Annotated in this window: 19 protein-coding genes and 2 pseudogenes; 17 read left to right on the top strand and 4 right to left on the bottom strand. The window is 61.5% G+C overall.

Annotated features, from left to right (window positions below):
* Positions 1-9 precede the first annotated feature (9 nt).
* From HX786_RS23520 to HX786_RS23455, 14 genes are all read left to right on the top strand, one after another.
* The gene (locus HX786_RS23520; protein WP_003219572.1) at positions 10-684 is read left to right on the top strand and encodes an NADH-quinone oxidoreductase subunit B family protein; all 675 of its coding nucleotides are present in this window, start codon (positions 10-12) and stop codon (positions 682-684) included.
* A gap of 72 nt (positions 685-756) precedes the next feature.
* Entirely contained in the window at positions 757-2,541 is a 1,785-nt protein-coding gene (gene nuoC, locus HX786_RS23515) for an NADH-quinone oxidoreductase subunit C/D (RefSeq protein ID WP_003219570.1), read from the top strand.
* A gap of 2 nt (positions 2,542-2,543) precedes the next feature.
* Positions 2,544-3,041, top strand: coding sequence for an NADH-quinone oxidoreductase subunit NuoE (gene nuoE / locus HX786_RS23510; protein WP_003219568.1), 498 nt, complete (start codon positions 2,544-2,546; stop codon positions 3,039-3,041).
* Entirely contained in the window at positions 3,038-4,393 is a 1,356-nt protein-coding gene (gene nuoF, locus HX786_RS23505) for an NADH-quinone oxidoreductase subunit NuoF (RefSeq protein ID WP_003219566.1), read from the top strand. Before nuoE ends, nuoF begins: the two co-directional genes overlap by 4 nt.
* 135 nt (positions 4,394-4,528) lie before the next feature.
* On the top strand, positions 4,529-7,243 hold the full coding sequence (gene nuoG / locus HX786_RS23500) for an NADH-quinone oxidoreductase subunit NuoG (RefSeq protein WP_178912658.1): 2,715 nt from the start codon (positions 4,529-4,531) through the stop codon (positions 7,241-7,243).
* Complete coding sequence (gene nuoH, locus HX786_RS23495) at positions 7,240-8,247, top strand: NADH-quinone oxidoreductase subunit NuoH (protein ID WP_003219563.1); 1,008 nt, start codon at positions 7,240-7,242, stop codon at positions 8,245-8,247. Before nuoG ends, nuoH begins: the two co-directional genes overlap by 4 nt.
* 11 nt (positions 8,248-8,258) lie before the next feature.
* The gene (gene nuoI / locus HX786_RS23490) at positions 8,259-8,807 is read left to right on the top strand and encodes an NADH-quinone oxidoreductase subunit NuoI (protein WP_003174725.1); all 549 of its coding nucleotides are present in this window, start codon (positions 8,259-8,261) and stop codon (positions 8,805-8,807) included.
* Positions 8,808-8,816: 9 nt separating this feature from the next.
* Positions 8,817-9,320 (top strand): NADH-quinone oxidoreductase subunit J, encoded by a 504-nt coding sequence (gene nuoJ / locus HX786_RS23485; protein WP_003219561.1) that lies wholly within the window; start codon positions 8,817-8,819, stop codon positions 9,318-9,320.
* Between the two features lie 2 nt (positions 9,321-9,322).
* Positions 9,323-9,631, top strand: a complete 309-nt coding sequence (gene nuoK / locus HX786_RS23480; protein WP_003219560.1) for an NADH-quinone oxidoreductase subunit NuoK — start codon at positions 9,323-9,325, stop codon at positions 9,629-9,631.
* Entirely contained in the window at positions 9,628-11,481 is a 1,854-nt protein-coding gene (nuoL, locus tag HX786_RS23475; protein WP_003219559.1) for an NADH-quinone oxidoreductase subunit L, read from the top strand. Before nuoK ends, nuoL begins: the two co-directional genes overlap by 4 nt.
* 49 nt (positions 11,482-11,530) lie before the next feature.
* Complete coding sequence (nuoM, locus tag HX786_RS23470; RefSeq protein ID WP_003219558.1) at positions 11,531-13,063, top strand: NADH-quinone oxidoreductase subunit M; 1,533 nt, start codon at positions 11,531-11,533, stop codon at positions 13,061-13,063.
* A gap of 7 nt (positions 13,064-13,070) precedes the next feature.
* A complete protein-coding gene (gene nuoN, locus HX786_RS23465) occupies positions 13,071-14,534 on the top strand; it encodes an NADH-quinone oxidoreductase subunit NuoN (RefSeq protein ID WP_003219557.1) in 1,464 nt (487 codons plus the stop codon).
* Between the two features lie 238 nt (positions 14,535-14,772).
* Positions 14,773-15,123 carry a toxin gene (locus HX786_RS23460; protein ID WP_032899042.1) on the top strand — a complete coding sequence of 117 codons (351 nt, stop codon included), beginning with the start codon at positions 14,773-14,775 and terminating at the stop codon, positions 15,121-15,123.
* Positions 15,113-15,427 (top strand): DNA-binding transcriptional regulator, encoded by a 315-nt coding sequence (locus HX786_RS23455; RefSeq protein WP_003219555.1) that lies wholly within the window; start codon positions 15,113-15,115, stop codon positions 15,425-15,427. Before HX786_RS23460 ends, HX786_RS23455 begins: the two co-directional genes overlap by 11 nt.
* Positions 15,428-15,487: 60 nt before the next feature.
* Here the strand turns inward: HX786_RS23455 and HX786_RS32390 are convergent, their stop codons facing one another.
* The 3 genes and pseudogenes from HX786_RS32390 to HX786_RS23445 form a co-directional block, all read right to left on the bottom strand.
* A complete protein-coding gene (locus tag HX786_RS32390; protein ID WP_371136008.1) occupies positions 15,488-16,243 on the bottom strand; it encodes a methyl-accepting chemotaxis protein in 756 nt (251 codons plus the stop codon).
* A 102-nt stretch (positions 16,244-16,345) separates the two neighbouring features.
* Positions 16,346-17,167, bottom strand: a pseudogene (locus tag HX786_RS32385) (cache domain-containing protein); the annotation flags it as partial.
* A 70-nt stretch (positions 17,168-17,237) separates the two neighbouring features.
* Positions 17,238-18,557 (bottom strand): Na+/H+ antiporter family protein, encoded by a 1,320-nt coding sequence (locus tag HX786_RS23445; RefSeq protein ID WP_161635727.1) that lies wholly within the window; start codon positions 18,555-18,557, stop codon positions 17,238-17,240.
* Positions 18,558-18,931: 374 nt separating this feature from the next.
* Here HX786_RS23445 and HX786_RS32380 point away from each other — a divergent pair.
* Both HX786_RS32380 and HX786_RS32375 read left to right on the top strand, forming a co-directional pair.
* A pseudogene (locus HX786_RS32380) lies at positions 18,932-20,221 on the top strand (HAMP domain-containing protein); the annotation flags it as partial.
* Between the two features lie 102 nt (positions 20,222-20,323).
* The gene (locus HX786_RS32375) at positions 20,324-21,079 is read left to right on the top strand and encodes a methyl-accepting chemotaxis protein (protein WP_371132963.1); all 756 of its coding nucleotides are present in this window, start codon (positions 20,324-20,326) and stop codon (positions 21,077-21,079) included.
* 134 nt (positions 21,080-21,213) lie between these two features.
* Here the strand turns inward: HX786_RS32375 and HX786_RS23435 are convergent, their stop codons facing one another.
* Positions 21,214-22,572: a glutamine synthetase family protein gene (locus tag HX786_RS23435; protein WP_003219154.1), complete on the bottom strand. Its 1,359-nt coding sequence runs from the start codon at positions 22,570-22,572 to the stop codon at positions 21,214-21,216.
* Between the two features lie 140 nt (positions 22,573-22,712).
* Here HX786_RS23435 and HX786_RS23430 point away from each other — a divergent pair, with 140 nt between their 5' ends.
* Entirely contained in the window at positions 22,713-23,615 is a 903-nt protein-coding gene (locus HX786_RS23430) for a helix-turn-helix domain-containing protein (protein ID WP_102606368.1), read from the top strand.
* Positions 23,616-23,643 lie beyond the last annotated feature (28 nt).

Below are 23,643 nucleotides of genomic sequence, written 5' to 3'. Positions count from 1 at the left end.
GCTTTGGCGATGCAATACAATCTCACCAGGATCGACCCGGATGCTCCTAACGAGCAGTACCCAATCGGCGAACGGGAAACCGTTTCCGACCCGTTAGAAGACCAAGTCCACAAAAACATCTACATGGGCAAGCTGGAAGACGTGCTGAGTGGCGCGGTCAACTGGGGACGTAAGAACTCCCTGTGGCCGTACAACTTCGGTCTGTCCTGCTGCTACGTGGAAATGACCACCGCCTTCACGGCGCCCCACGACATCGCGCGCTTTGGCGCCGAAGTTATCCGGGCATCGCCGCGTCAGGCGGATTTCATGGTTATCGCCGGTACCTGCTTTATCAAGATGGCGCCGATCATTCAGCGTCTCTACGAGCAAATGCTCGAGCCAAAGTGGGTTATCTCCATGGGGTCGTGCGCCAACTCCGGTGGCATGTACGACATCTACTCCGTGGTTCAGGGGGTGGACAAGTTCCTGCCCGTGGACGTCTACGTGCCTGGCTGCCCGCCCCGCCCTGAAGCATTTCTGCAAGGCTTGATGCTGTTGCAGGAATCGATTGGCAAGGAGCGTCGCCCACTTTCCTGGGTTGTCGGAGATCAAGGCGTATACCGCGCCGAAATGCCGTCACAAAAGGAACAGCGCCGCGAACAGCGTATTCAGGTAACCAACCTGCGCAGCCCCGACGAAGTCTGATCCAGAACCGCTTCTTTTATAGAACGAAAACCTGGCTTCATTCTTTACGTTGACCGAAAGCGATAAAAAACCATGACTACAGGCAGTGCTCTGTACATCCCGCCTTATAAGGCAGACGACCAGGATGTGGTCGTCGAACTCAACAACCGTTTTGGCCCTGACGCCTTCACCGCCCAGGCCACACGCACCGGCATGCCGGTGCTGTGGGTGGCGCGTGCCAGGCTCGTCGAAGTCCTGAGCTTCCTGCGCAACCTGCCCAAGCCGTACGTCATGCTCTATGACCTGCATGGCGTGGACGAGCGCCTGCGCACCAAGCGCCAGGGGCTGCCGAGCGGCGCCGACTTCACCGTGTTCTACCACTTGATGTCGCTTGAACGTAACAGCGACGTGATGATCAAGGTGGCCCTCTCCGAGAGCGACCTGAGCGTTCCGACCGTGACCGGTATCTGGCCCAACGCCAACTGGTACGAGCGTGAAGTGTGGGACATGTTCGGCATCGATTTCCCGGGCCACCCGCACCTGTCGCGCATCATGATGCCGCCGACCTGGGAAGGTCACCCGCTGCGCAAGGACTTCCCTGCCCGCGCCACCGAATTCGATCCATTCAGCCTGACCCTCGCCAAGCAACAGCTTGAAGAAGAGGCTGCGCGCTTCCGTCCGGAAGACTGGGGCATGAAGCGCTCCGGCACCAACGAGGACTACATGTTCCTCAACCTGGGCCCGAACCACCCTTCTGCTCACGGTGCCTTCCGCATCATCCTGCAACTGGACGGCGAAGAAATCGTCGACTGCGTACCGGACATCGGCTACCACCACCGTGGTGCCGAGAAGATGGCCGAGCGTCAGTCGTGGCACAGCTTCATCCCGTACACCGACCGTATCGACTACCTCGGCGGCGTGATGAACAACCTGCCGTACGTGCTCTCGGTCGAGAAGCTGGCCGGCATCAAGGTGCCGGACAAGGTCGACACCATCCGCATCATGATGGCCGAGTTCTTCCGGATCACCAGCCACCTGCTGTTCCTGGGTACCTATATCCAGGACGTCGGCGCCATGACCCCGGTGTTCTTCACCTTCACCGACCGTCAGCGTGCGTACAAGGTCATCGAAGCCATCACCGGTTTCCGCCTGCACCCGGCCTGGTACCGCATCGGCGGCGTCGCCCACGACCTGCCACGTGGCTGGGAACGCCTGGTCAAGGAATTCATCGACTGGATGCCCAAGCGTCTGGACGAATACCAGAAAGCCGCCCTGGACAACAGCATCCTCAAGGGCCGGACCATCGGCGTCGCCCAGTACAACACCAAAGAGGCCCTGGAATGGGGCGTCACCGGTGCTGGCCTGCGTTCCACCGGTTGCGATTTCGACCTGCGTAAAGCACGCCCGTACTCCGGCTACCAGAACTTCGAATTCGAAGTGCCGCTGGCGGCCAACGGCGATGCCTACGACCGCTGCATCGTGCGCGTCGAAGAAATGCGCCAGAGCCTGAAGATCATCGAACAGTGCATGCGCAACATGCCGGAAGGCCCGTACAAGGCGGATCACCCGCTGACCACGCCGCCGCCGAAAGAGCGCACGCTGCAACACATCGAAACCCTGATCACGCACTTCCTGCAAGTTTCGTGGGGCCCGGTAATGCCGGCCAACGAATCCTTCCAGATGATCGAAGCGACCAAGGGTATCAACAGTTATTACCTGACGAGCGATGGCGGCACCATGAGCTACCGCACCCGGATTCGTACGCCAAGCTTCCCGCACCTGCAGCAGATCCCTTCGGTGATCAAAGGTGAAATGGTCGCGGACTTGATTGCGTACCTGGGTAGTATCGATTTCGTTATGGCCGACGTGGACCGCTAAGCATGAATAGCACGCTTATCCAGACAGACCGTTTCACCTTGAGTGAAACCGAGCGCTCGGCCATCGAGCACGAGCTGCATCACTACGAAGACCCGCGCGCGGCGTCGATCGAAGCCTTGAAGATCGTCCAGAAGGAACGTGGCTGGGTGCCGGACGGCGCCCTCTACGCCATCGGCGAGATCCTCGGCATCCCCGCCAGCGACGTTGAAGGCGTGGCGACGTTCTACAGCCAGATCTTCCGCCAGCCGGTCGGCCGCCACATCATTCGCGTGTGCGACAGCATGGTCTGCTACATCGGTGGCCACGAGTCCGTGGTCAGCGAGATCCAGAGCAAGCTGGGCATCGGCCTGGGCCAAACCACTCCGGACGGGCGCTTCACGCTGCTGCCGGTGTGCTGCCTGGGCAACTGTGACAAGGCGCCGGCGTTGATGATCGACGACGACACATTCGGCGACGTGCAGCCTGCTGGCGTCACCCAATTGCTCGAGGGCTACCCATGACCCTGACTTCCTTCGGTCCTGCCAACCGCATCAAGCGGTCGGCCGAGACTCACCCGCTGACCTGGCGCCTGCGTGACGACGGCGAGCCTGTATGGCTTGACGAGTACCAGGCCAAGAACGGTTACGCGGCCGCGCGCAAAGCCTTTGCCGACATGGCCCAGGACGACATCGTCCAGACCGTGAAAGACGCAGGCCTTAAGGGCCGCGGCGGTGCAGGCTTCCCCACGGGTGTCAAGTGGGGCCTGATGCCCAAAGACGAATCCATCAACATCCGCTACCTGCTGTGCAACGCGGATGAAATGGAGCCGAACACCTGGAAAGACCGCATGCTGATGGAGCAACTGCCCCATCTGCTGATCGAAGGCATGCTGATCAGTGCCCGCGCGCTGAAAACCTACCGGGGCTACATCTTCCTGCGTGGCGAATACACCACCGCCGCCAAGCACCTGAACCGTGCCGTGGAAGAAGCCAAGGCCGCTGGCCTGCTGGGCAAGAACATCCTTGGTTCGGGTTTCGACTTCGAACTGTTCGTGCACACCGGAGCCGGGCGTTATATCTGCGGTGAAGAAACCGCACTGATCAACTCCCTCGAAGGCCGCCGCGCCAACCCGCGTTCCAAGCCGCCCTTCCCTGCCGCCGTGGGCGTGTGGGGCAAGCCGACCTGCGTGAACAACGTTGAAACCCTGTGCAACGTGCCGGCAATCATCGGCGACGGCGTGGAGTGGTACAAATCGTTGGCCCGCGAAGGCAGCGAAGACATGGGCACCAAGCTCATGGGCTTCTCCGGCAAGGTCAAGAACCCGGGCCTGTGGGAGCTGCCTTTCGGCGTGACCGCACGCGAGCTGTTCGAGGACTACGCCGGCGGCATGCGCGATGGCTACACCCTCAAGGCCTGGCAGCCAGGCGGCGCCGGTACCGGCTTCCTGTTGCCAGAACACCTGGACGCGCAAATGTACGCCGGCGGCATCGGCAAGGTGGGCACCCGTATGGGTACCGGCCTGGCCATGGCCGTGGACAACACCGTGAACATGGTGTCGTTGCTGCGCAACATGGAGCAGTTCTTCTCCCGCGAATCCTGTGGCTTCTGCACCCCGTGCCGCGACGGTTTGCCATGGAGCGTCAAGCTGCTGATGGCCCTGGAAAACGGCGAAGGCCGCGAGGGCGACATCGAGACCCTGCTGGGTCTGGTCGGTTTCCTCGGCCCAGGCAAGACCTTCTGTGCTCACGCACCGGGCGCCGTGGAGCCATTGGGCAGCGCGATCAAATACTTCCGCTCGGAGTTCGAAGCCGGCATCGCGCCTACCAGCGCCGCCGTCCCGCCTCTGGCAAGGCCGATCGTAGTCGGCGCGTAACGCTTAAAAAGGCGAAGGGTCCGTGCCCTTCGCTTTCTCATGTGCTGACGCCTTCAAGGCTGTGTTGATGCACATGAATAACAAGATTCCATTAGCCACGCCCGCTGACACCGGGCCAACGAAGAACTTTGAACCATGGCCACTATCCACGTAGACGGCAAAGAGCTCGAAGTCGATGGGGCAGACAACCTGTTACAGGCGTGTCTGTCGCTAGGCCTCGACATTCCATATTTCTGCTGGCACCCCGCCCTTGGCAGCGTTGGCGCTTGCCGCCAGTGCGCGGTCAAGCAGTACACCGACGAGAACGACACCCGTGGTCGTATCGTGATGTCCTGCATGACCCCTGCCACCGACGGCAGCTGGATCTCCATCGAAGACGAAGAAGCGAAAGTGTTTCGCGCCAGCGTCGTCGAATGGCTGATGACCAACCACCCGCACGACTGCCCTGTGTGTGAGGAAGGCGGCCACTGCCACCTGCAAGACATGACCGTGATGACCGGCCACAACGAGCGCCGGTATCGCTTCACCAAGCGTACTCACCAGAACCAGCAACTGGGCCCGTTCATCTCCCACGAGATGAACCGCTGCATCGCTTGCTACCGCTGCGTGCGCTTCTATAAGGACTACGCCGGCGGTACCGACCTCGGTGTGTTTGGCGCCCACGACAACGTGTACTTCGGTCGCGTTGAAGACGGCACCCTCGAAAGTGAATTCTCCGGCAACCTCACCGAGGTCTGCCCGACCGGTGTGTTCACCGACAAGACTCACTCCGAGCGCTACAACCGCAAGTGGGACATGCAGTTCTCGCCGAGCATCTGCCATGGCTGCTCCAGCGGTTGCAACATCTCCCCGGGCGAACGCTACGGCGAACTGCGTCGGATCGAAAACCGCTTCAACGGTTCGGTCAACCAGTACTTCCTGTGCGACCGTGGCCGTTTCGGCTACGGCTACGTCAACCGCGAAGACCGCCCGCGTCAGCCACTGCTGGCCGACGGCGCCAAGCTGAGCCTCGACGAAGCACTGGATAAAGCCGCTGACCTGCTGCGCGGTCGCAACATCGTCGGTATCGGTTCGCCCCGCGCCAGCCTCGAAAGCAACTACGCGTTGCGCGAGCTGGTAGGCGCCGAACACTTCTACTCGGGTATCGAAGCCGGTGAGCTGGAGCGTATCCGCCTGGTGCTGCAAGTTCTGAACGACAGCCCGCTGCCGGTTCCGAACATGCGCGACATCGAAGACCACGACGCGATCTTCGTCCTCGGTGAAGACCTGACCCAAACCGCTGCACGCGTGGCCCTGTCCCTGCGCCAGTCGGTAAAAGGCAAGGCCGAAGACATGGCCGACGCCATGCGCGTCCAGCCTTGGCTCGACGCTGCGGTGAAAAACATCGGCCAGCACGCGCTGAACCCGCTGTTTATCGCCAGCCTGACCGCCACCAAGCTCGACGACATCGCAGAAGAATGCGTACACGCCGCGCCTGACGACCTGGCCCGCATCGGTTTCGCCGTGGCCCACGCCCTCGACGCCAGTGCGCCTGCCGTAGAAGGCCTGGACGCTGAAGCCGCTGAACTGGCCAAGCGCATCGCCGACGCCCTGCTGGCCGCCAAGCGTCCATTGATCATCGCCGGCACCTCGCTGGGTTCCAAGGCGCTGATCGAAGCCGCTGCCAACATTGCCAAAGCCTTGAAGCTGCGCGAGAAGAACGGTTCCATCAGCCTGATCGTGCCGGAAGCCAACAGCCTTGGCCTGGCCATGCTCGGTGGCGAGTCCCTCGACGCCGCCCTGCAAGCCGTGACCGACGGCAGTGCCGACGCGATCGTGGTGCTGGAAAACGACCTGTACACCCGCACTGATTCGGCCAAGGTCGACGCAGCGCTGAACGCGGCCAAAGTGGTGATCGTTGCCGACCACCAGAAAACCGCCACCAGCGACCGTGCCCACCTGGTACTGCCCGCCGCCAGCTTTGCTGAAGGCGACGGTACCCTGGTCAGCCAGGAAGGCCGCGCCCAGCGCTTCTTCCAGGTGTTCGATCCGAAGTACATGGACGCCAGCATCCTGGTTCACGAAGGCTGGCGCTGGCTGCATGCCCTGCGCGCCACCCTGCTGAACCAGCCGATCGACTGGACCCAGCTCGACCACGTGACCGCTGCCGCCGCTGCCGCTGCACCGCAACTGGCACGCATCGTCGACGCTGCACCGTCCGCCGCGTTCCGCATCAAGGGCATGAAACTCGCCCGTGAACCGCTGCGTTACTCCGGCCGTACCGCCATGCGTGCTGACATCAGCGTGCATGAGCCACGTACGCCACAAGACATCGACACCGCGTTCGCCTTCTCCATGGAAGGTTACTCGGGTTCGGTCGAGCCACGTCAGCAGGTGCCATTTGCCTGGTCGCCGGGCTGGAACTCGCCGCAAGCCTGGAACAAGTTCCAGGACGAAGTCGGTGGTCACATCCGCGCTGGCGACCCGGGCACCCGCCTGATCGAAAGCACCGGCGACTCGCTGAACTGGTTCACCAGTGTTCCGCGTCCGTTCAACCCGGCCCAGGGTACCTGGCAGGTTGTGCCGTTCTTCCACCTGTTCGGCAGCGAAGAAACCTCTTCCAAGGCCGCGCCGGTACAAGAGCGCATCCCTCAAGCCTACGTGTCTGTTGCCAAGTCCGAAGCCGACCGCCTGGGCGTCAACGACGGTGCCCTGCTCAGCTTGAACGTCGCCGGCAAGACCCTGCGTCTGCCACTGCGCATCAACGAAGAGTTGGGTGCTGGCCTGGTTGCATTGCCAAAAGGCCTCGCGGGGATTCCTCCGGCGATCTTCGGCCTCACCGTTGACGGTCTGCAGGAGGCAGCTCAATGACCTGGTTCACCCCTGAAGTGATCGATGTGATCATCGCGGTGGTCAAGGCCATCGTGATCCTGTTGGCCGTGGTCGTGGCGGGCGCCCTGCTCAGCTTCGTCGAACGTCGCCTGCTGGGCTGGTGGCAGGACCGTTACGGTCCGAACCGCGTTGGCCCGTTTGGTATGTTCCAGATCGCCGCCGACATGCTGAAAATGTTCTTCAAGGAAGACTGGACCCCGCCGTTTGCCGACAAGGTGATCTTCACCCTGGCACCGGTCGTGGCCATGAGCGCCTTGCTGATTGCCTTCGCAATCATCCCGATCACCCCGACCTGGGGCGTGGCGGACCTGAACATCGGCTTGCTGTTCTTCTTCGCCATGGCCGGCCTGTCGGTCTACGCGGTGCTGTTCGCCGGTTGGTCGAGCAACAACAAGTTCGCCCTGCTGGGCAGCTTGCGGGCCTCGGCCCAGACCGTGTCCTACGAAGTGTTCATGGGCCTCGCGCTGATGGGCATCGTGGTGCAGGTGGGGTCGTTCAACATGCGCGACATCGTCGAGTACCAGGCGCAGAACCTGTGGTTCATCATTCCGCAGTTCTTCGGCTTCTGTACGTTCTTCATCGCTGGCGTCGCCGTGACTCACCGTCACCCGTTCGACCAGCCGGAAGCAGAACAGGAACTGGCCGACGGTTACCACATTGAATACGCCGGCATGAAATGGGGCATGTTCTTCGTTGGTGAATACATCGGCATCATCTTGATCTCGGCCCTGCTGGTCACGCTGTTCTTCGGCGGCTGGCACGGTCCGTTCGGCATCCTGCCGCAGCTGGCGTTCTTCTGGTTCTTCCTGAAGACCGCGTTCTTCATCATGCTGTTCATCCTGCTGCGCGCTTCCATCCCGCGTCCACGGTATGACCAGGTGATGGATTTCAGCTGGCGATTCTGCCTGCCGCTGACCCTGATCAATTTGCTGGTGACTGCTGCCGTTGTGTTGTTGAACACGCCAGCGGGCGCGGTTCAGTGAGGATTTGACCCATGTTCAAATATATTGGCGACATCGTTAAGGGTACCGGTACCCAGTTGCGAAGCCTGGTGATGGTGTTCGGTCACGGCTTTCGCAAACGCGACACCCTGCAATACCCGGAAGAAGCGGTGTACCTGCCGCCGCGTTATCGCGGCCGCATTGTCCTGACCCGCGACCCCGACGGCGAAGAGCGCTGCGTGGCCTGCAACCTGTGCGCCGTGGCGTGCCCGGTGGGTTGCATCTCGCTGCAGAAAGCTGAAACCGAAGACGGTCGCTGGTACCCGGACTTCTTCCGCATCAACTTCTCGCGCTGCATTTTCTGCGGCCTCTGCGAGGAAGCTTGCCCGACCACCGCGATCCAGCTGACACCGGATTTCGAGATGGCCGAGTTCAAACGTCAGGACCTGGTGTACGAGAAAGAAGATCTGCTGATCTCTGGTCCCGGTAAAAACCCTGATTACAACTTCTATCGTGTTGCAGGTATGGCCGTTGCCGGTAAGCCGAAAGGCGCCGCACAAAACGAAGCCGAGCCGATCAACGTGAAGAGCTTGCTGCCTTAAGGAAGAAAGATGGAATTCGCTTTCTATTTCGCATCGGGTATTGCAGTGGTGTCCACGCTTCGCGTGATAACCAACACTAACCCTGTGCACGCCCTGCTCTACCTGATCATTTCGCTGATCGCCGTGGCCATGACCTTCTTCAGCCTCGGCGCACCGTTCGCCGGTGTACTGGAAGTGATCGCCTACGCCGGCGCCATCATGGTGCTGTTCGTGTTTGTGGTGATGATGCTCAACCTGGGGCCGGCGTCTGTCGCCCAGGAACGCGTCTGGCTCAAGCCCGGCATCTGGCTCGGCCCGGTGATCCTCGCAGCCCTGCTGCTGGGTGAACTGCTGTATGTGCTGTTCGCTCACCAGAGCGGCCAGGCCATCGGCCACACCACCGTAGACGCGAAAGCCGTGGGCATCAGCCTGTTCGGCCCGTACCTGCTGGTGGTCGAACTGGCTTCGATGCTGCTGCTCGCTGCAGCCATCACCGCCTTCCACTTGGGCCGCAACGAAGCCAAGGAGCAATGACGATGCCTGCTATCCCTTTGGAGCATGGTCTGGCGGTCGCCGGCATCCTGTTCTGCCTTGGCCTGGTCGGCCTCATGGTTCGCCGCAACATTCTGTTCGTGTTGATGAGCCTGGAAATCATGATGAACGCCGCGGCACTCGCGTTCATCGTGGCCGGTAGCCGTTGGGGCCAGCCGGATGGACAAGTGATGTTCATCCTGGTGATCAGCCTGGCAGCCGCCGAGGCCAGTATTGGCCTGGCGATCCTGCTGCAACTGTATCGTCGCTTCCACACGCTTGATATCGACGCTGCCAGTGAGATGCGCGGATGAACATGATCTTTCTGACTTTCGTATTTCCCCTGATCGGTTTCCTGCTGCTGTCGTTCTCCCGTGGACGCTGGTCGGAAAACCTCTCGGCCCTGGTCGGCGTGGGTTCCATTGGCCTGTCGGCAATTGTCGCCGCCTACGTCATCTGGCAATTCAACGTCGCACCGCCTGAAGGCGGTCACTACACCCTGGTGTTGTGGCAGTGGATGTCGGTGGAGGGCTTCAAGCCCAACTTCGCCCTCTACGTCGACGGCCTGTCGATCACCATGCTCGGCGTGGTGGTGGGTGTGGGCTTCCTGATCCACCTGTTCGCGTCCTGGTACATGCGCGGTGAAGCCGGTTACTCGCGCTTCTTCGCCTACACCAACCTGTTTATCGCCAGCATGCTGTTCCTGGTGCTGGGCGATAACCTGTTGTTCCTGTACTTCGGCTGGGAAGGCGTGGGCCTGTGCTCGTACCTGTTGATCGGTTTCTACTACAGCAACCGCAACAACGGTAACGCCGCACTCAAAGCCTTTATCGTGACCCGGATCGGTGACGTGTTCATGGCCATCGGCCTGTTCATCCTGTTCCAACAGGTGGGCACGCTGAACATCCAGGAACTGCTGGTGCTGGCACCGCAGAAATTCCAGGTCGGCGACTTCTGGATCACCCTGGCGACCCTGATGCTGCTGGGTGGCGCTGTCGGTAAATCCGCGCAACTGCCGCTGCAAACCTGGCTGGCGGATGCGATGGCCGGTCCTACCCCGGTTTCGGCACTGATCCACGCCGCGACCATGGTAACCGCCGGTGTCTACCTGATTGCCCGTACCCACGGCCTGTTCACCCTGGCACCGGAGATTCTGCATCTGGTGGGCCTGGTGGGTGGCGTGACCCTGGTACTGGCAGGTTTTGCTGCCCTGGTTCAGACCGACATCAAGCGTATCCTCGCCTACTCGACCATGAGCCAGATCGGCTACATGTTCCTGGCCCTGGGCGTTGGCGCCTGGGACGGCGCGATCTTCCACCTGATGACCCACGCCTTCTTCAAGGCCCTGCTGTTCCTTGCTTCCGGTGCGGTGATCGTTGCCTGCCACCACGAGCAGAACATCTTCAAGATGGGCGGCCTGTGGAAGAAACTGCCGTTGGCCTACGCCAGCTTCATCGTCGGCGGCGCGGCCTTGTCGGCCCTGCCACTGGTGACCGCAGGTTTCTACTCGAAAGACGAAATCCTCTGGGAAGCCTTTGCCAGCGGTAACCACGGCCTGCTGTACGCCGGCCTGGTAGGTGCGTTCATGACCTCGCTGTACACCTTCCGCCTGATCTTCATCACGTTCCACGGTGAAGCCAAGACTGAAGCCCACGCAGGCCATGGCATTTCCCACTGGCTGCCACTGTCGGTGCTGATCATCCTGTCGACCTTCGTCGGCGCCATGATCACCCCGCCACTGGCCGGTGTTTTGCCGGAAAGCGCCGGCCATGCCGGTGGTGCAGCCAAGCACAGCCTGGAAATCGCCTCGGGCGCCATCGCCATCGCGGGTATCCTGCTGGCGGCCCTGCTGTTCCTCGGCAAGCGCCGCTTCGTCACCGCCATCGCCAACAGTGGCATTGGCCGCTTCCTTTCGGCCTGGTGGTTCGCTGCCTGGGGCTTCGACTGGATCTACGACAAACTGTTCGTCAAGCCGTACCTTGCGATCAGCCACGTGCTGCGCAAAGACCCGCTCGACCAGACCATCGGTTTGATCCCGCGTGCCGCCAAGGCCGGTCACACCGCCCTGAGCCGCAGCGAGACCGGCCAATTGCGCTGGTATGCAGCTTCCATGGCGGCCGGTGCCGTCCTGGTAATCGGCGCCATCATCGTGGTCGCGGTCTGACTATGCACATTGCGAACTTTGCGAACTTGCGAAAGGAAACGAGCCCGTCATGATTCTGCCCTGGCTAATCCTGATCCCCTTTATCGGCGGCCTGCTCTGCTGGATGGGTGAACGCTTCGGCGCCACCCTCCCCCGCTGGATTGCGTTGCTGACCATGTCCCTGGAACTCGCGCTCGGCCTCTGGCTGTGGGCCCACGGTGACTATTCATTTGCTCCGGCACCGGGTGTCGATCCCACCTTCGCGCTTGAATTCAAGCACGTGTGGATCCAGCGCTTCGGCATCAACGTGCACCTGGCCCTCGACGGCCTGTCGCTGTTGATGATCCTGCTGACCGGCCTGCTGGGTATCCTCTCGGTACTCTGCTCCTGGAAAGAGATCCAGCGTCACGTGGGCTTCTTCCACCTGAACCTGATGTGGATCCTGGGCGGCGTTGTCGGCGTGTTCCTCGCCCTCGACCTGTTCATGTTCTTCTTCTTCTGGGAAATGATGCTGGTGCCGATGTACTTCCTCATCGCGCTCTGGGGTCACAGTTCTTCGGACGGCAAGAAAACCCGGATCTACGCGGCGACCAAGTTCTTCATCTTCACCCAGGCTTCCGGCCTGATCATGTTGGTGGCGATCCTGGGCCTGGTACTGGTCAACTTCAACAGCACGGGCGTGATCACGTTCAACTACGCCGACCTGTTGAAAACCAAGATGTCCCTGACCACCGAGTACATCCTGATGCTGGGCTTCTTCATCGCGTTCGCGGTGAAGCTGCCGGTGGTGCCGTTCCACTCCTGGTTGCCTGACGCTCACGCCCAGGCGCCGACTGCCGGTTCCGTCGACCTGGCCGGTATCCTGTTGAAGACGGCGGCCTACGGCCTGCTGCGTTTCGCCCTGCCGTTGTTCCCGAATGCCTCGGCCGAGTTCGCGCCGATCGCCATGACCCTCGGTCTGATCGGGATCTTCTACGGTGCGTTCCTGGCCTTCGCCCAAACCGACATCAAGCGTCTGATTGCCTTCTCGTCCGTTTCCCACATGGGCTTCGTACTGATCGGCATCTACTCCGGCAGCCAACTGGCGCTGCAAGGCGCCGTGATCCAGATGCTGGCTCACGGTGTGTCGGCAGCGGCACTGTTTATCCTCAGCGGCCAACTGTACGAGCGCCTGCACACTCGTGACATGCGCGAGATGGGTGGCGTGTGGTCACGTATCGCCTACCTGCCGGCCATCAGCCTGTTCTTCGCCGCCGCATCCTTGGGCTTGCCGGGTACTGGTAACTTCATCGGCGAGTTCCTGATCCTGATGGGTGCCTTCGTGCATACGCCGTGGGTCAGTGCGATCGCTACGTCTGGCCTGGTGTTCGGTTCGGTCTACTCGCTGATCATGATCCACCGCGCATACTTCGGTCCGGCCAAGTCCGACACCGTGTTGCACGGCATGGACGGTCGCGAACTGATCATGGTGCTCGGCCTTGCGGTACTGCTGGTGTTTATCGGCGTGTACCCGCAACCGTTCCTGGATACTTCTGCCGCAACGATGCATGGCGTGCAGCAGTGGTTCGGCACCGCCTTCTCTCAACTCGCTTCGGCCCGGTAAGAGCGCTATGGAATTCACGATCCAACACTTTATCGCGCTTGCGCCGCTGCTGATCACCAGCCTCACCATCGTGGTGGTGATGCTGGCGATCGCCTGGCGCCGCAATCACTCGCAAACGTTCCTGCTGTCCTGTGCGGGCTTGAACCTGGCCCTGCTGTCGATTATCCCGGCACTCAAGGTCGCGCCACTGGCCGTGACCCCGCTGATGATGGTCGATGACTTCGCGCTGCTGTATATCGCGCTGATCCTGGTTGCCACCCTGGCCTGCGTCACGCTCGCCCACGCCTACCTCGGCGAAGGCGGCACCGGCTACCCGGGCAACCGCGAAGAGCTGTACCTGCTGATCCTGCTGGCTGCGGCCGGTGGTATCGTGCTGGTCAGCGCGCAGCACCTGGCCGGCTTGTTCATCGGCCTGGAACTGCTGTCGATCCCGGTCTACGGCCTGGTGGCGTATGCCTTCTTCAACAAGCGCTCCCTGGAAGCCGGCATCAAGTACATGGTGCTGTCGGCAGCCGGTTCGGCGTTCCTGTTGTTCGGTATGGCCCTGCTCTACGCAGAAGCCGGCAGCCTGAGCTTCAGCGGTATCGGTCACGCCCTGGCAGCCTCCGGCAGCCCTGCGCCAATCGCCCAACTGGGCCTGGCCATGATGCTGATCGGCCTGGCGTTCAAGCTGTCGCTGGTGCCGTTCCACCTGTGGACCCCGGACGTGTACGAAGGCGCCCCGGCGCCGGTGGCTGCTTTCCTGGCTACCGCGTCGAAAGTCGCCGTGTTTGCCGTGATGGTGCGTCTGTTCCAGATCTCCCCTGCGGCCAACACCGGTGTACTCAGCAACGTGCTGACCATCATCGCCATCGCTTCGATCCTGTTCGGCAACCTGCTGGCGCTGACCCAGAACAACCTCAAGCGTCTGCTGGGTTATTCGTCCATCGCGCACTTCGGTTACCTGCTGATCGCCCTGGTGGCGAGCAAGGGCCTGGCGATGGAAGCCATCGGCGTGTACCTGGTCACCTACGTGATCACAAGCCTGGGTGCATTCGGTGTGATCACGCTGATGTCCTCGCCTTACAAAGGCCGCGACGCCGACGCCCTGTACGAATACCGCGGCCTGTTCTGGCGCCGTCCGTACCTGACCGCCGTACTGACCGTGATGATGCTGTCCCTGGCGGGTATCCCGCTGACTGCGGGCTTCATCGGCAAGTTCTACATCGTGGCCACCGGTGTTGAAGCGCACGAATGGTGGTTGGTTGCTTCCCTGGTACTGGGCAGCGCCATCGGCGTTTTCTACTACCTGCGCGTGATGGTGACCTTGTACCTGATCGAGCCAAACCTGCGCCGTGTGGACGCCGAGTTGCACTGGGAACAGAAAGCAGGCGGCGTGATGCTGCTGGCAATCGCCCTGCTAGCGTTCTTCTTGGGTGTGTACCCACAACCGTTGCTCACCCTGGTGCAGCATGCGGTGATGGCGGGTTGATCGCTTAGTTAAACGCAGCAAGCAAAACGGCGCCTTCGGGCGCCGTTTTGCGTTTCTGGCGTATTAATTTGTTGTCTGACACACAAAGGGAATTTTCCTCGTCGAGATGCCTCCCCTTCCGGCATCACCCTGCCTGGGTCGCTCGTATCGTGGTTGCGTTTTAGGAAACATCCCACAGCAGGGTCACTTGACCCACCGCAGATGGGCCACCAAACTATACGCAGGCTACGTACAGAACATGGATGCTCTATTTATCGAATTGCCAGCCTTTGAGCGGCACCGCAGGGATTATCTGAGTGATGAGTTATTTCACGGCTTTCAACAAGAGTTGATGAGAAACCCGCAAGCGGGCAACGTGATAGAGGGAACCGGCGGGTTACGCAAGGTGCGCTTTGTCGACGAGCGACGCAACAAGGGCAAACGGGGTGGCCTGCGAGTCATCTATTACTGGTGGTCGGGCGGTACGCAGTTCTGGCTGTTCACCCTTTATGGCAAACACGAACAGGACGACCTGAGCGCTCAACACAAAACGGCGCTCAAACACCTGCTGGACAGGGAAATCAAAGCGAGAAAATCTTATGAAACGTGACATCTTTTCCGAACTGGTCGAAGGCTTCGACGCGCTGGCAGATGAACGAGAAGGCAAGGTAACGCTGCGCAGCCACAAGGTGCAGTTGAGCAAGCTGGCACCGCTCACTGCCGACGAAGTAGTCGCTGTGCGTCAACAACTCAATCTGTCGCGCTCGGTGTTTGCGATGTACCTGCGCACCAACACCCGGACCCTGGAAAATTGGGAGCAAGGCCGGGCCACACCCAATGCTCAGGCGGCAACCTTGATTCGGCTGGTGTCGAAGTTTCCGGAGACGGTGGAACGTTTGGCGCTGTTGACCTGATCGATCAATCCAGCCAAGCCCATCGGCAACAGGACGTTGCCGATGGGCAAAAGCCTGCAATCAAATCCTGAACTGCCCCACCAACTGACCCAACCGCTGCCCCAGGTCCGCCAGGCTGCGGGAGGTCTGGGCGCCCTGTTGGGTTTCATCGGCCACGCTGTCCACCGCCACCGCGATCTGATGCACGCTGCGGTTGATCTCTTCGGCCACGGCGGTTTGTTCTTCCGCCGCGCTGGCGATCTGCGCGTTCATCGAGTTGATGGTGCCGATCAACTGCGCCATGGTGTCCAGGGACGCACCGGCTTCGTTGGCCTGGGCGGACGTGCCGTCACCGGCGTCACTGGAACGGCGCATGGACTCCACGGCGGCTTCGGTGCCTTTTTGCAGGCGGTCGATCATGCCCTGGATCTCCTGGGTGCTTTGCTGGGTGCGGCTGGCCAACGCCCGTACTTCGTCGGCGACCACGGCAAAACCACGACCGGCCTCCCCTGCCCGCGCGGCTTCAATGGCGGCGTTGAGGGCGAGCAAGTTGGTCTGTTCGGCAATCGAGCGGATCACGCCAAGCACGCTGACAATCGACGACACATCCTGCTGCAAGCTGTCCAGGGACACGCCGCTGCTGCGGATGTCGTTCACCAGCGCGTGAATCTGCGCGATGCTGCCATCCACGACTTTTTTCGCGGCCTGGCCTTCGGCGTCGGTTTGCTGCGCAGCGACGGCTGCGCCTTGGGCACTGCGCGCCACTTCATGGGCCGCGGAGGACATTTCGTTGATGGCGGTAGCCACCTGGTCGGTCTCGTGTCGCTGGCGCTCCATGGCCTTTTCCGAGCGGTTGGCTTGCTCGGCGACCTGGCTCACCAAGCCGGTAAGCTGGGAGGTCATCTCGGTGATCTGGCGTACCAGGCTGTGGATCTTGTCGACAAAGCGGTTGAAAGAGCCTGCCAGTTCGCCAAGCTCGTCCTGGCTGGTGATGGCCAAGCGGCGGGTCAGGTCACCCTCACCGGCGGCGATGTCGTCGAGGTTGATCTTCATCAGGTGCAACGGCCGCAGGATGGTATTGGCCACCAGCATGCCCACGGCGGCAATCACCAACAGCACCACCACGGCAATGCCGATGATGCTCAGGACCACGCCTTCCATGCGTTTCTCCACCTTGGCCTGAACCTCGGCAACCTGGGCGTCGATGCCGTCCAGGTTCACCGAGGTACCGATCACCATGTCCCACTTGGGCAAGTATTCGGTGTAGCCAAGCTTGGGCACCAGCTCGGTCTGGCCGGGCTGCGTCGAGCTGTATTGCAGGTAGTGGGTGCCGTCCTTGCCGACTTTCACCAGGTCGCGGTTGACGTAGACGCCGTTCGGGTCGCGGTTGTCCTTGAAGCTTTTGCCGACGCCGTCCGGGCTGTTGCCCTTGAACAGGCGAATGGTCTCGGAGTCGTAGCCGAAGAAATAACCATCCTTGCCATAGCTGGTGTTGGACAGCAGCTTGACCACTTGCGTCCGTGCGGCCGTATCGCCTTGGGCGGCAGCGTCGTACAGCGGCTTGATGGTGGTCATCGCCACCTCGACGTAGCCGCGCAAGGTGGTCTTGGCGTGGTTGAGCAGGTTCTGACGGGTTTCTTCGACCTCGTTGCGGGCCTGCTCCCGAAGGATCCACACCGTGGTCAGGCTGATGATCACGGCAAACAACAACACGGGCAGGACAGCAAGGGACAGTACTTTGGCCTTTAGACTCAGACGCATGGCTCTTCTCTCTTGAGGGACAACTCAAGAGGTTAACGGCTAGTTACAATAAATCTGTAGGACAATCCCGTCAGAGCGTCATCGCGGCAAACCAGCCAAACGCCAGCAGCGGAATGTTGTAGTGCAGGAAGGTCGGCACCACGGTGTCCCAGATATGGTGGTGCTGGCCATCGATGTTCAAACCGGAAGTCGGGCCCAGGGTGGAGTCCGACGCAGGCGAGCCGGCATCACCCAATGCCCCGGCCGTGCCGACGATGCACACGATCGCCAGCGGGCTGAAGCCCAGTTGCACGCACAGCGGCACAAAGATCGCCGCCAGGATCGGCACCGTGGAAAACGACGAGCCGATGCCCATGGTCACCAGCAAGCCCACCAGCAGCATCAGCAGCGCGCCCACACCGCGGCTATGGCCGATAAACGCCGCGGAGGCTTGCACGAGTGTCTGCACTTCACCGGTGGCCTTGAGCACTTCGGCAAAGCCTGACGAGGCGATCATGATGAAGCCGATCATCGCCATCATCTTCATGCCTTCGGTGAACAGGTCATCGGTGTCGCGCCAGCGCACGATGCCCGACACCGAAAAGATCAGGAACCCGGCCAGGGCGCCAATGATCATCGAGTCCAGCCACAGCTGGATAATGAACGCCGCCGCAATCGCCAGGCCGGCCACCAGCAGGGTCAGCGGGTTGTAGTGCACCGCCACCTGCTCGACTCGCTCGATCTTCTCCAGGTCGTACACACGCTTCTTGCGGTAGCTGACAAACACCGCCACCAGCAAACCGACCACCATGCCCAGCGCTGGGAGGCCCATGGCATGGGTGACATTGACCTGGCTGATGTCGACACCGCTCTTGGCCACGTTGGCCAGCAGGATCTGATTCAGGAAGATGTTGCCGAAGCCCACCGGCAGAAACATGTAGGGCGTGATCAGGCCGAAGGTCATGACGCAGGCGATGAGACGGCGGTCCAGCTGCAGTTTGGTCAGCACGTATAAAAGCGGCGGTACCAGCAGCGGGATAAACGCGATGTGGATCGGCAGGATGTTCTGCGAGGCGATGGCCACCACCCAGAGCAGACCGATCAGCAGCCATTTGACGTGACTGCCGCCCGTGGCTTCCTGGCGATCCACCAGCAGCAGGGCTTTATCGGCCAGCGCATGAGCCAGGCCGGATTTGGCAATCGCCACGGCGAACGCGCCGAGCAGCGCGTAGGACAACGCCACCGTCGCACCGCCACCCAGGCCGCTGTTGAACGCCTTGAGCGTCGCGTCGATACCCAGGCCGCCGGTCAGGCCACCCACCAGGGCGCCGACAATGATCGCGATCACCACATGCACGCGGGACAAGCTGAGCACCAGCATGGTGCCGACCGCGGCGATTACTGCATTAATCATCGTTACCTCAAGACAGAAAACATGAAAACAGCACGCACCTGCCCGGGCTGCTGTCGGGAACGGCTGCCGCAAACCAGGTTTTAAGGGAGTTTTATTAGAGGGCGCGCACTTTGCAGCACCCGGCCTGCCTTGTCAAAAAAGTGGGGAGAAGGTTTGTCAGTGGTTAGGGGATTTGTCTGTGGCGAGGGGGCTTGTCCCCCGTTGGAGTGCGCAGCGCTCCCGCTTTTCTTGGGGCCGCTAAGCAGCCCAACGGGGGACAAGCCCCCTCGCCACACAAACAGCTTTAAATTGATCGTTTGAATAAAGAAAATTTCCGAGCGGCCGATACAGGCAGATCGTCTCTGTCGTATCGAAAGGTTAAGGAAGGCTCCATGTCGCTCAGACAGCTGTCCATTCAATGGAAAATTACCCTGCTGGCCGGTCTTTGCCTGCTGGGCATCGTGACCTTGCTGGTAGGTCTCTCGCTGTACCGCATGGCGCAGAGCTCCGACCTGGTCAAGGCTTCCAGTATGGAAATGCTCGACGAAGCCGCCCAGGCGCGCATCGAAGCCCAGGGTGAGGTCCAGGCCTTGGGCATTCGCCAGCAGTTCATGGACGCCTATCAATACGGCCACGGTTTTTCCCGGCAGGTGTTGTTCCTGCGCGAACAGGCCGAGAAACGCTTCCTGGATGCCTTCGACCTGCGCGAAGACCTGACCCGCCAAGTCAAGGCCGCGCTGCAGGCCAATCCGGAACTGCTGGGCCTGTCCCTGGTATTCGAGGCCAACGCACTGGATGGCAAGGACGAACTGTTCGCCAACCAGCAAGAGCTGGGCAGCAACGACAAGGGCCGCTTTGCGCTGTACTGGTCCCAGCCGACTGCGGGCAAGCTGACTTCAATGTCGCTGCCCGAAAGCGACATGTCCGACACCAGCGTCGGACCCAGCGGCGAAAAAGCCAACGCCTGGTTCACCTGCCCGCGCACCACACTCAAGCCCTGCGTGATCGAGCCGTACTTCTATGTGATCGATGGGCAAAAGGTGCTGATGACCAGCATCGTCTTCCCGCTGATGGTCAACGGCAAAGTCATCGCCTCGCTGTCGGTGGACATCAACCTCAACAGCCTGCAAGCCGTCAGCCAGGGCGCCAGCCAGAAACTCTACGACGGCCAGACCAGCGTCAGCATCATCAGCCCGGTGGGCCTGCTGGCCGGCTACAGTCCGGACGCCGGCAAACTCAGCCAGCGCCTGGATGCCGTCGACACCGCCAACGGCGCGCAATTGATCAGTTCGCTTTCCACCAGCACCCAGACCCGCAGCGTGCGCACCGACCACCAACTCAAGGTGCTCGCGCCGTTCCAGCCGATCCCCGATGGCAAGCCGTGGGGCGTGTTGCTGGATGTTCCGGAAAAAGTCCTGGTGGCTCCGGCTGAAGCCCTGAAGTCCAAACTGGACGCCGATAACGCCAAGGGCACCCTGCTGGAACTGAGCCTGGGCCTGCTGGCAGCAATCGTCGGCCTGTTGCTGGTGTGGCTGATGGCCCGCAGCGTGACCCGGCCGATCCTCGGCGTGGCACGCATGCTGGAAGACATTGCCAGTGGCGAAGGTGACCTGACCCGCCGCCTGGCCTACGACAAACACGACGAACTCGGCGAATTGGCCGGCTGGTTCAACCGCTTCCTCGACAAGCTGCAGCCGATCATTGCCCAGGTCAAACGCTCAGTGCAGGACGCCCGTGGCACCGCCGACCAGTCGGCCGCCATCGCCACTGAAACCAGTGCCGGCATGGAGCAGCAATACCGTCAGGTCGACCAGGTGGCCACCGCCTCCCACGAGATGAGCGCCACCGCCCAGGACGTCGCCCGCAGTGCAGCGCAAGCCGCCCAGGCGGCCCGCGATGCAGATCAGGCGACGCGTGAAGGTTTGACCGTGATCGACCGCACCACCACCAGCATCGGCCACCTGGCGGCGGATATGAGCACCGCGATGACCCAGGTTGAAGGACTGGCGGCCAACAGCGAGAAGATCGGCTCGGTACTGGAAGTGATTCGTGCAATCGCCGAGCAGACCAATCTGCTGGCACTGAACGCCGCTATCGAGGCCGCCCGCGCGGGTGAAGCCGGTCGTGGTTTTGCGGTGGTCGCCGATGAAGTGCGCAACCTGGCGCGACGTACCCAGGAGTCGGTGGAGGAAACCCGCCTGGTGATCGAGCAACTGCAAAGCGGTACCCAGGAAGTGGTCGGTTCCATGAGCAACAGCCATCGCCAGGCCCAGGGCAGCGTCGAACAAGTGGGCCAGGCCGTGACCGCCTTGCGCCAGATCGGCGATGCGGTAACGGTAATCAGCGACATGAACCTGCAGATCGCCAGCGCCGCCGAAGAGCAAAGTGCGGTGGCCGAGGAGATCAACAACAACGTGGCGACGATTCGGGATGTGACGGAGTCGTTGTCCGAACAGGCGAATGAATCGGCGCGGGTCAGCCAGGCGTTGAACAGCCTGGCGAATCAGCAGCAGGGCCTGATGGATCAGTTCAGGGTTTGATGAGTTGCGGGATACTCCGGCAATCAGCCCGAGTATCCCGTAGCAGCTGTCGAGCCTTGGCGAGGCTGCGCAGCGTTGTATCAGACACAATTGCGGTGGGCCCGACGCAGCCTCGCTAAGCTACGGACGAGTCGTCAGACGCTCAGCAGCAGGAACTCACGTTCCCAGGAGCTGATCACCCGCTTGAAATTCTCGTGTTCGGCACGCTTGACCGCGACGTAGCCGCGCACAAACTTGTCTCCCAGGTACTGCTTGACGGTGTCGCACTCTTCCATGCGCGCCAGGGCGTCTTCGATGGTGATCGGCAGCCTCAGGTTGCGGCGCTCGTAGGCGCGGCCTTCCACCGGGGCGCTGGGCTCGACCTTTTCGATCATGCCGAGGTAGCCGCACAGCAGGCTGGCGGCGATGGCCAGGTACGGGTTGGCGTCGGCGCCCGGCAGACGGTTTTCCACGCGCATGGCGTCGGGGCTGGAACTCGGTACACGCAGGCCAACGGTGCGGTTTTCTTCGCCCCACTCGACGTTGACCGGTGCCGAGGTGTCCGGCAGGAAGCGGCGGAACGAGTTGACGTTAGGCGCAAACATCGGCAGCAGCTTGGGGATGTACTTCTGCAGGCCGCCGATGTGGTTGAGGAACAGTTGGCTCTTGTTGCCGTGCTCATCGACAAACACCTGCTTGCCGGTGGCGATCTCCACCACGCTCTGGTGCAGGTGCATGGCGCTGCCGGGCTCGTCGGCCACCGGTTTGGCCATGAAGGTGGCCGCCACGTTGTGCTTGAGTGCAGCCTCGCGCAGGGTGCGTTTGAACACGGTGATCTGGTCGGCCAGGTCCAGGGCGTCGCCGTGGCGGAAGTTGATTTCCATCTGCGCCGGGCCGTCTTCATGGATCAGCGTGTCGAGGTCCAGGCCCTGGGCTTCGCACCAGTCGTAGACGTCTTCGAACAGCGGGTCGAACTCGTTGGCAGCGTCGATGGAGAACGACTGGCGGCCACTTTCGGCGCGACCGGAACGGCCCAGCGGGGTCTTCAGCGGCAGGTCCGGGTCTTCGCAGCGCTGGGTCAGGTAGAACTCCATCTCCGGCGCGACAATCGGCTGCCAGCCCTGGTCGGTATAGAGTTGCAGGACCTTTTTCAGCACGTTGCGCGGCGACAGTTCGATGGGGTTGCCCTGCTTGTCGAAGGTGTCGTGGATCACGATGGCCGTCGGCTCGATGGCCCATGGCACCACGTAGGTGGCGTTGGACACCGGGCGGCAGATCATGTCGATGTCGGCGGGGTCCAGCAGGTCGTAGTAGATGTCGTCGTCGACAAAGTCCCCGGTTACCGTTTGCAGCAACACACTTTCCGGCAGGCGCATGCCTCGCTCATGCAGGAACTTGTTGGTGGGCGAAATCTTGCCGCGTGCGATGCCAGTCAAATCACTGATCACGCATTCGACTTCGGTAATCTTGTGTTCTTTCAGCCAGGCGGACAGCTGATCGAAGGGGGCGTTCATAAGGACCTCGTCATGGGTTGGATGCTGCGCCGCGGGCTTCCCTCGCGGCGCATTGAGGTCTATCTTGGGCCAGCCGTCCAACGGCATCTATCCACTTTGCGCCAACCACAACGCACCAATAGAGTGCGCCCAGGTTACCCATGACACAGGCAACAGCTTTGCGCGTACAGGCCTTCACCACCGGTGATGTGGCCGCTCAATGCAGTGCGACACCCGGTTGGGTGCAGCAGTACCAGCAGATGTCCCCAGGGCATTTCGCCGGGCAGATCCGCTACCTCGACCTGCAAGGTGTCGAGGTGTACGAAGAGCGGATGAACACCCGGGTGGAGCAGAACTTCAACGCGCCGCCGGGTTCCCTGGCGTTCTGTTTCGATGGCAGCGACAACGCGCTGTACGTGCTCAATGGCGAAAGCCGCAACACCTGGATCACCCCGGAAAACTACCGCGAAGTGGCAGTGGTGTTCGGGCCGCAGTTTGTCCAGCGCCATGGTCTGGATGTGGCGAAGCTGGAGGGGTTGTTCATGGCCCCGCTCAACTCCCTGCAAAACCCGTTGTTCAGCCGCTGGCTCAGCGGCACGCTGACACGGCTGTCGGCGACGCTGGACCTGCCGAGTCGTGATGCGCTGACTCAGCAGTTACTGGACGACTGCCTGTTCATCCTCGACAACGCCTGCGTGTGCCTCGACAAAGGCTCATTGCAGCGACGCACCGAGGAGCGAATCATCATGGCGCGCATTGGCGAATGGGCGGCGGATGTGCCGGATGAAACCGTCAACCTGCTGCAGCTGGCGCGCATTGCCGGGGTGCCGTTGCGCCAGTTGCAGCACGGGTTCAAGACGTATACCGGGATGAGCCCGGCGCAGTGGTTGCGGTTGCGCCGGTTGAACAGTGCACGGCGGGAGTTGTTGAACCCGCCGTCAGTGGACACCACCGTGGCGGAGGTGGCGATGAATTGGTCGTTCTGGCATTTGGGGCGGTTTTCCAACAGTTATCGGGCGTTGTTTCAGGAGTTGCCCAGCGAGACCCTGAAGCGCCAGAGGTAAATGTAGGAGCGGGCTTGTGTGGGAGCGG

The sequence above is a fragment of the Pseudomonas sp. 21615526 genome (assembly GCF_013386245.1).
Taxonomy (GTDB): domain Bacteria; phylum Pseudomonadota; class Gammaproteobacteria; order Pseudomonadales; family Pseudomonadaceae; genus Aquipseudomonas.
The sequence above is the reverse complement of the archived record's forward strand: the minus strand, read 5'-3'. Positions and strand labels throughout refer to the sequence as shown.

Coding starts and splice junctions, on each gene's coding strand:
- HX786_RS23520 (WP_003219572.1), top strand. CDS start 10: ATGCAATACAATCTCACCAGGATCGACCCGGATGCTCCTAACGAGCAG.
- nuoC (WP_003219570.1), top strand. CDS start 757: ATGACTACAGGCAGTGCTCTGTACATCCCGCCTTATAAGGCAGACGAC.
- nuoE (WP_003219568.1), top strand. CDS start 2,544: ATGAATAGCACGCTTATCCAGACAGACCGTTTCACCTTGAGTGAAACC.
- nuoF (WP_003219566.1), top strand. CDS start 3,038: ATGACCCTGACTTCCTTCGGTCCTGCCAACCGCATCAAGCGGTCGGCC.
- nuoG (WP_178912658.1), top strand. CDS start 4,529: ATGGCCACTATCCACGTAGACGGCAAAGAGCTCGAAGTCGATGGGGCA.
- nuoH (WP_003219563.1), top strand. CDS start 7,240: ATGACCTGGTTCACCCCTGAAGTGATCGATGTGATCATCGCGGTGGTC.
- nuoI (WP_003174725.1), top strand. CDS start 8,259: ATGTTCAAATATATTGGCGACATCGTTAAGGGTACCGGTACCCAGTTG.
- nuoJ (WP_003219561.1), top strand. CDS start 8,817: ATGGAATTCGCTTTCTATTTCGCATCGGGTATTGCAGTGGTGTCCACG.
- nuoK (WP_003219560.1), top strand. CDS start 9,323: ATGCCTGCTATCCCTTTGGAGCATGGTCTGGCGGTCGCCGGCATCCTG.
- nuoL (WP_003219559.1), top strand. CDS start 9,628: ATGAACATGATCTTTCTGACTTTCGTATTTCCCCTGATCGGTTTCCTG.
- nuoM (WP_003219558.1), top strand. CDS start 11,531: ATGATTCTGCCCTGGCTAATCCTGATCCCCTTTATCGGCGGCCTGCTC.
- nuoN (WP_003219557.1), top strand. CDS start 13,071: ATGGAATTCACGATCCAACACTTTATCGCGCTTGCGCCGCTGCTGATC.
- HX786_RS23460 (WP_032899042.1), top strand. CDS start 14,773: ATGGATGCTCTATTTATCGAATTGCCAGCCTTTGAGCGGCACCGCAGG.
- HX786_RS23455 (WP_003219555.1), top strand. CDS start 15,113: ATGAAACGTGACATCTTTTCCGAACTGGTCGAAGGCTTCGACGCGCTG.
- HX786_RS32390 (WP_371136008.1), bottom strand. CDS start 16,243: ATGGAGCGCCAGCGACACGAGACCGACCAGGTGGCTACCGCCATCAAC.
- HX786_RS32375 (WP_371132963.1), top strand. CDS start 20,324: ATGGAGCAGCAATACCGTCAGGTCGACCAGGTGGCCACCGCCTCCCAC.
- HX786_RS23435 (WP_003219154.1), bottom strand. CDS start 22,572: ATGAACGCCCCCTTCGATCAGCTGTCCGCCTGGCTGAAAGAACACAAG.
- HX786_RS23430 (WP_102606368.1), top strand. CDS start 22,713: ATGACACAGGCAACAGCTTTGCGCGTACAGGCCTTCACCACCGGTGAT.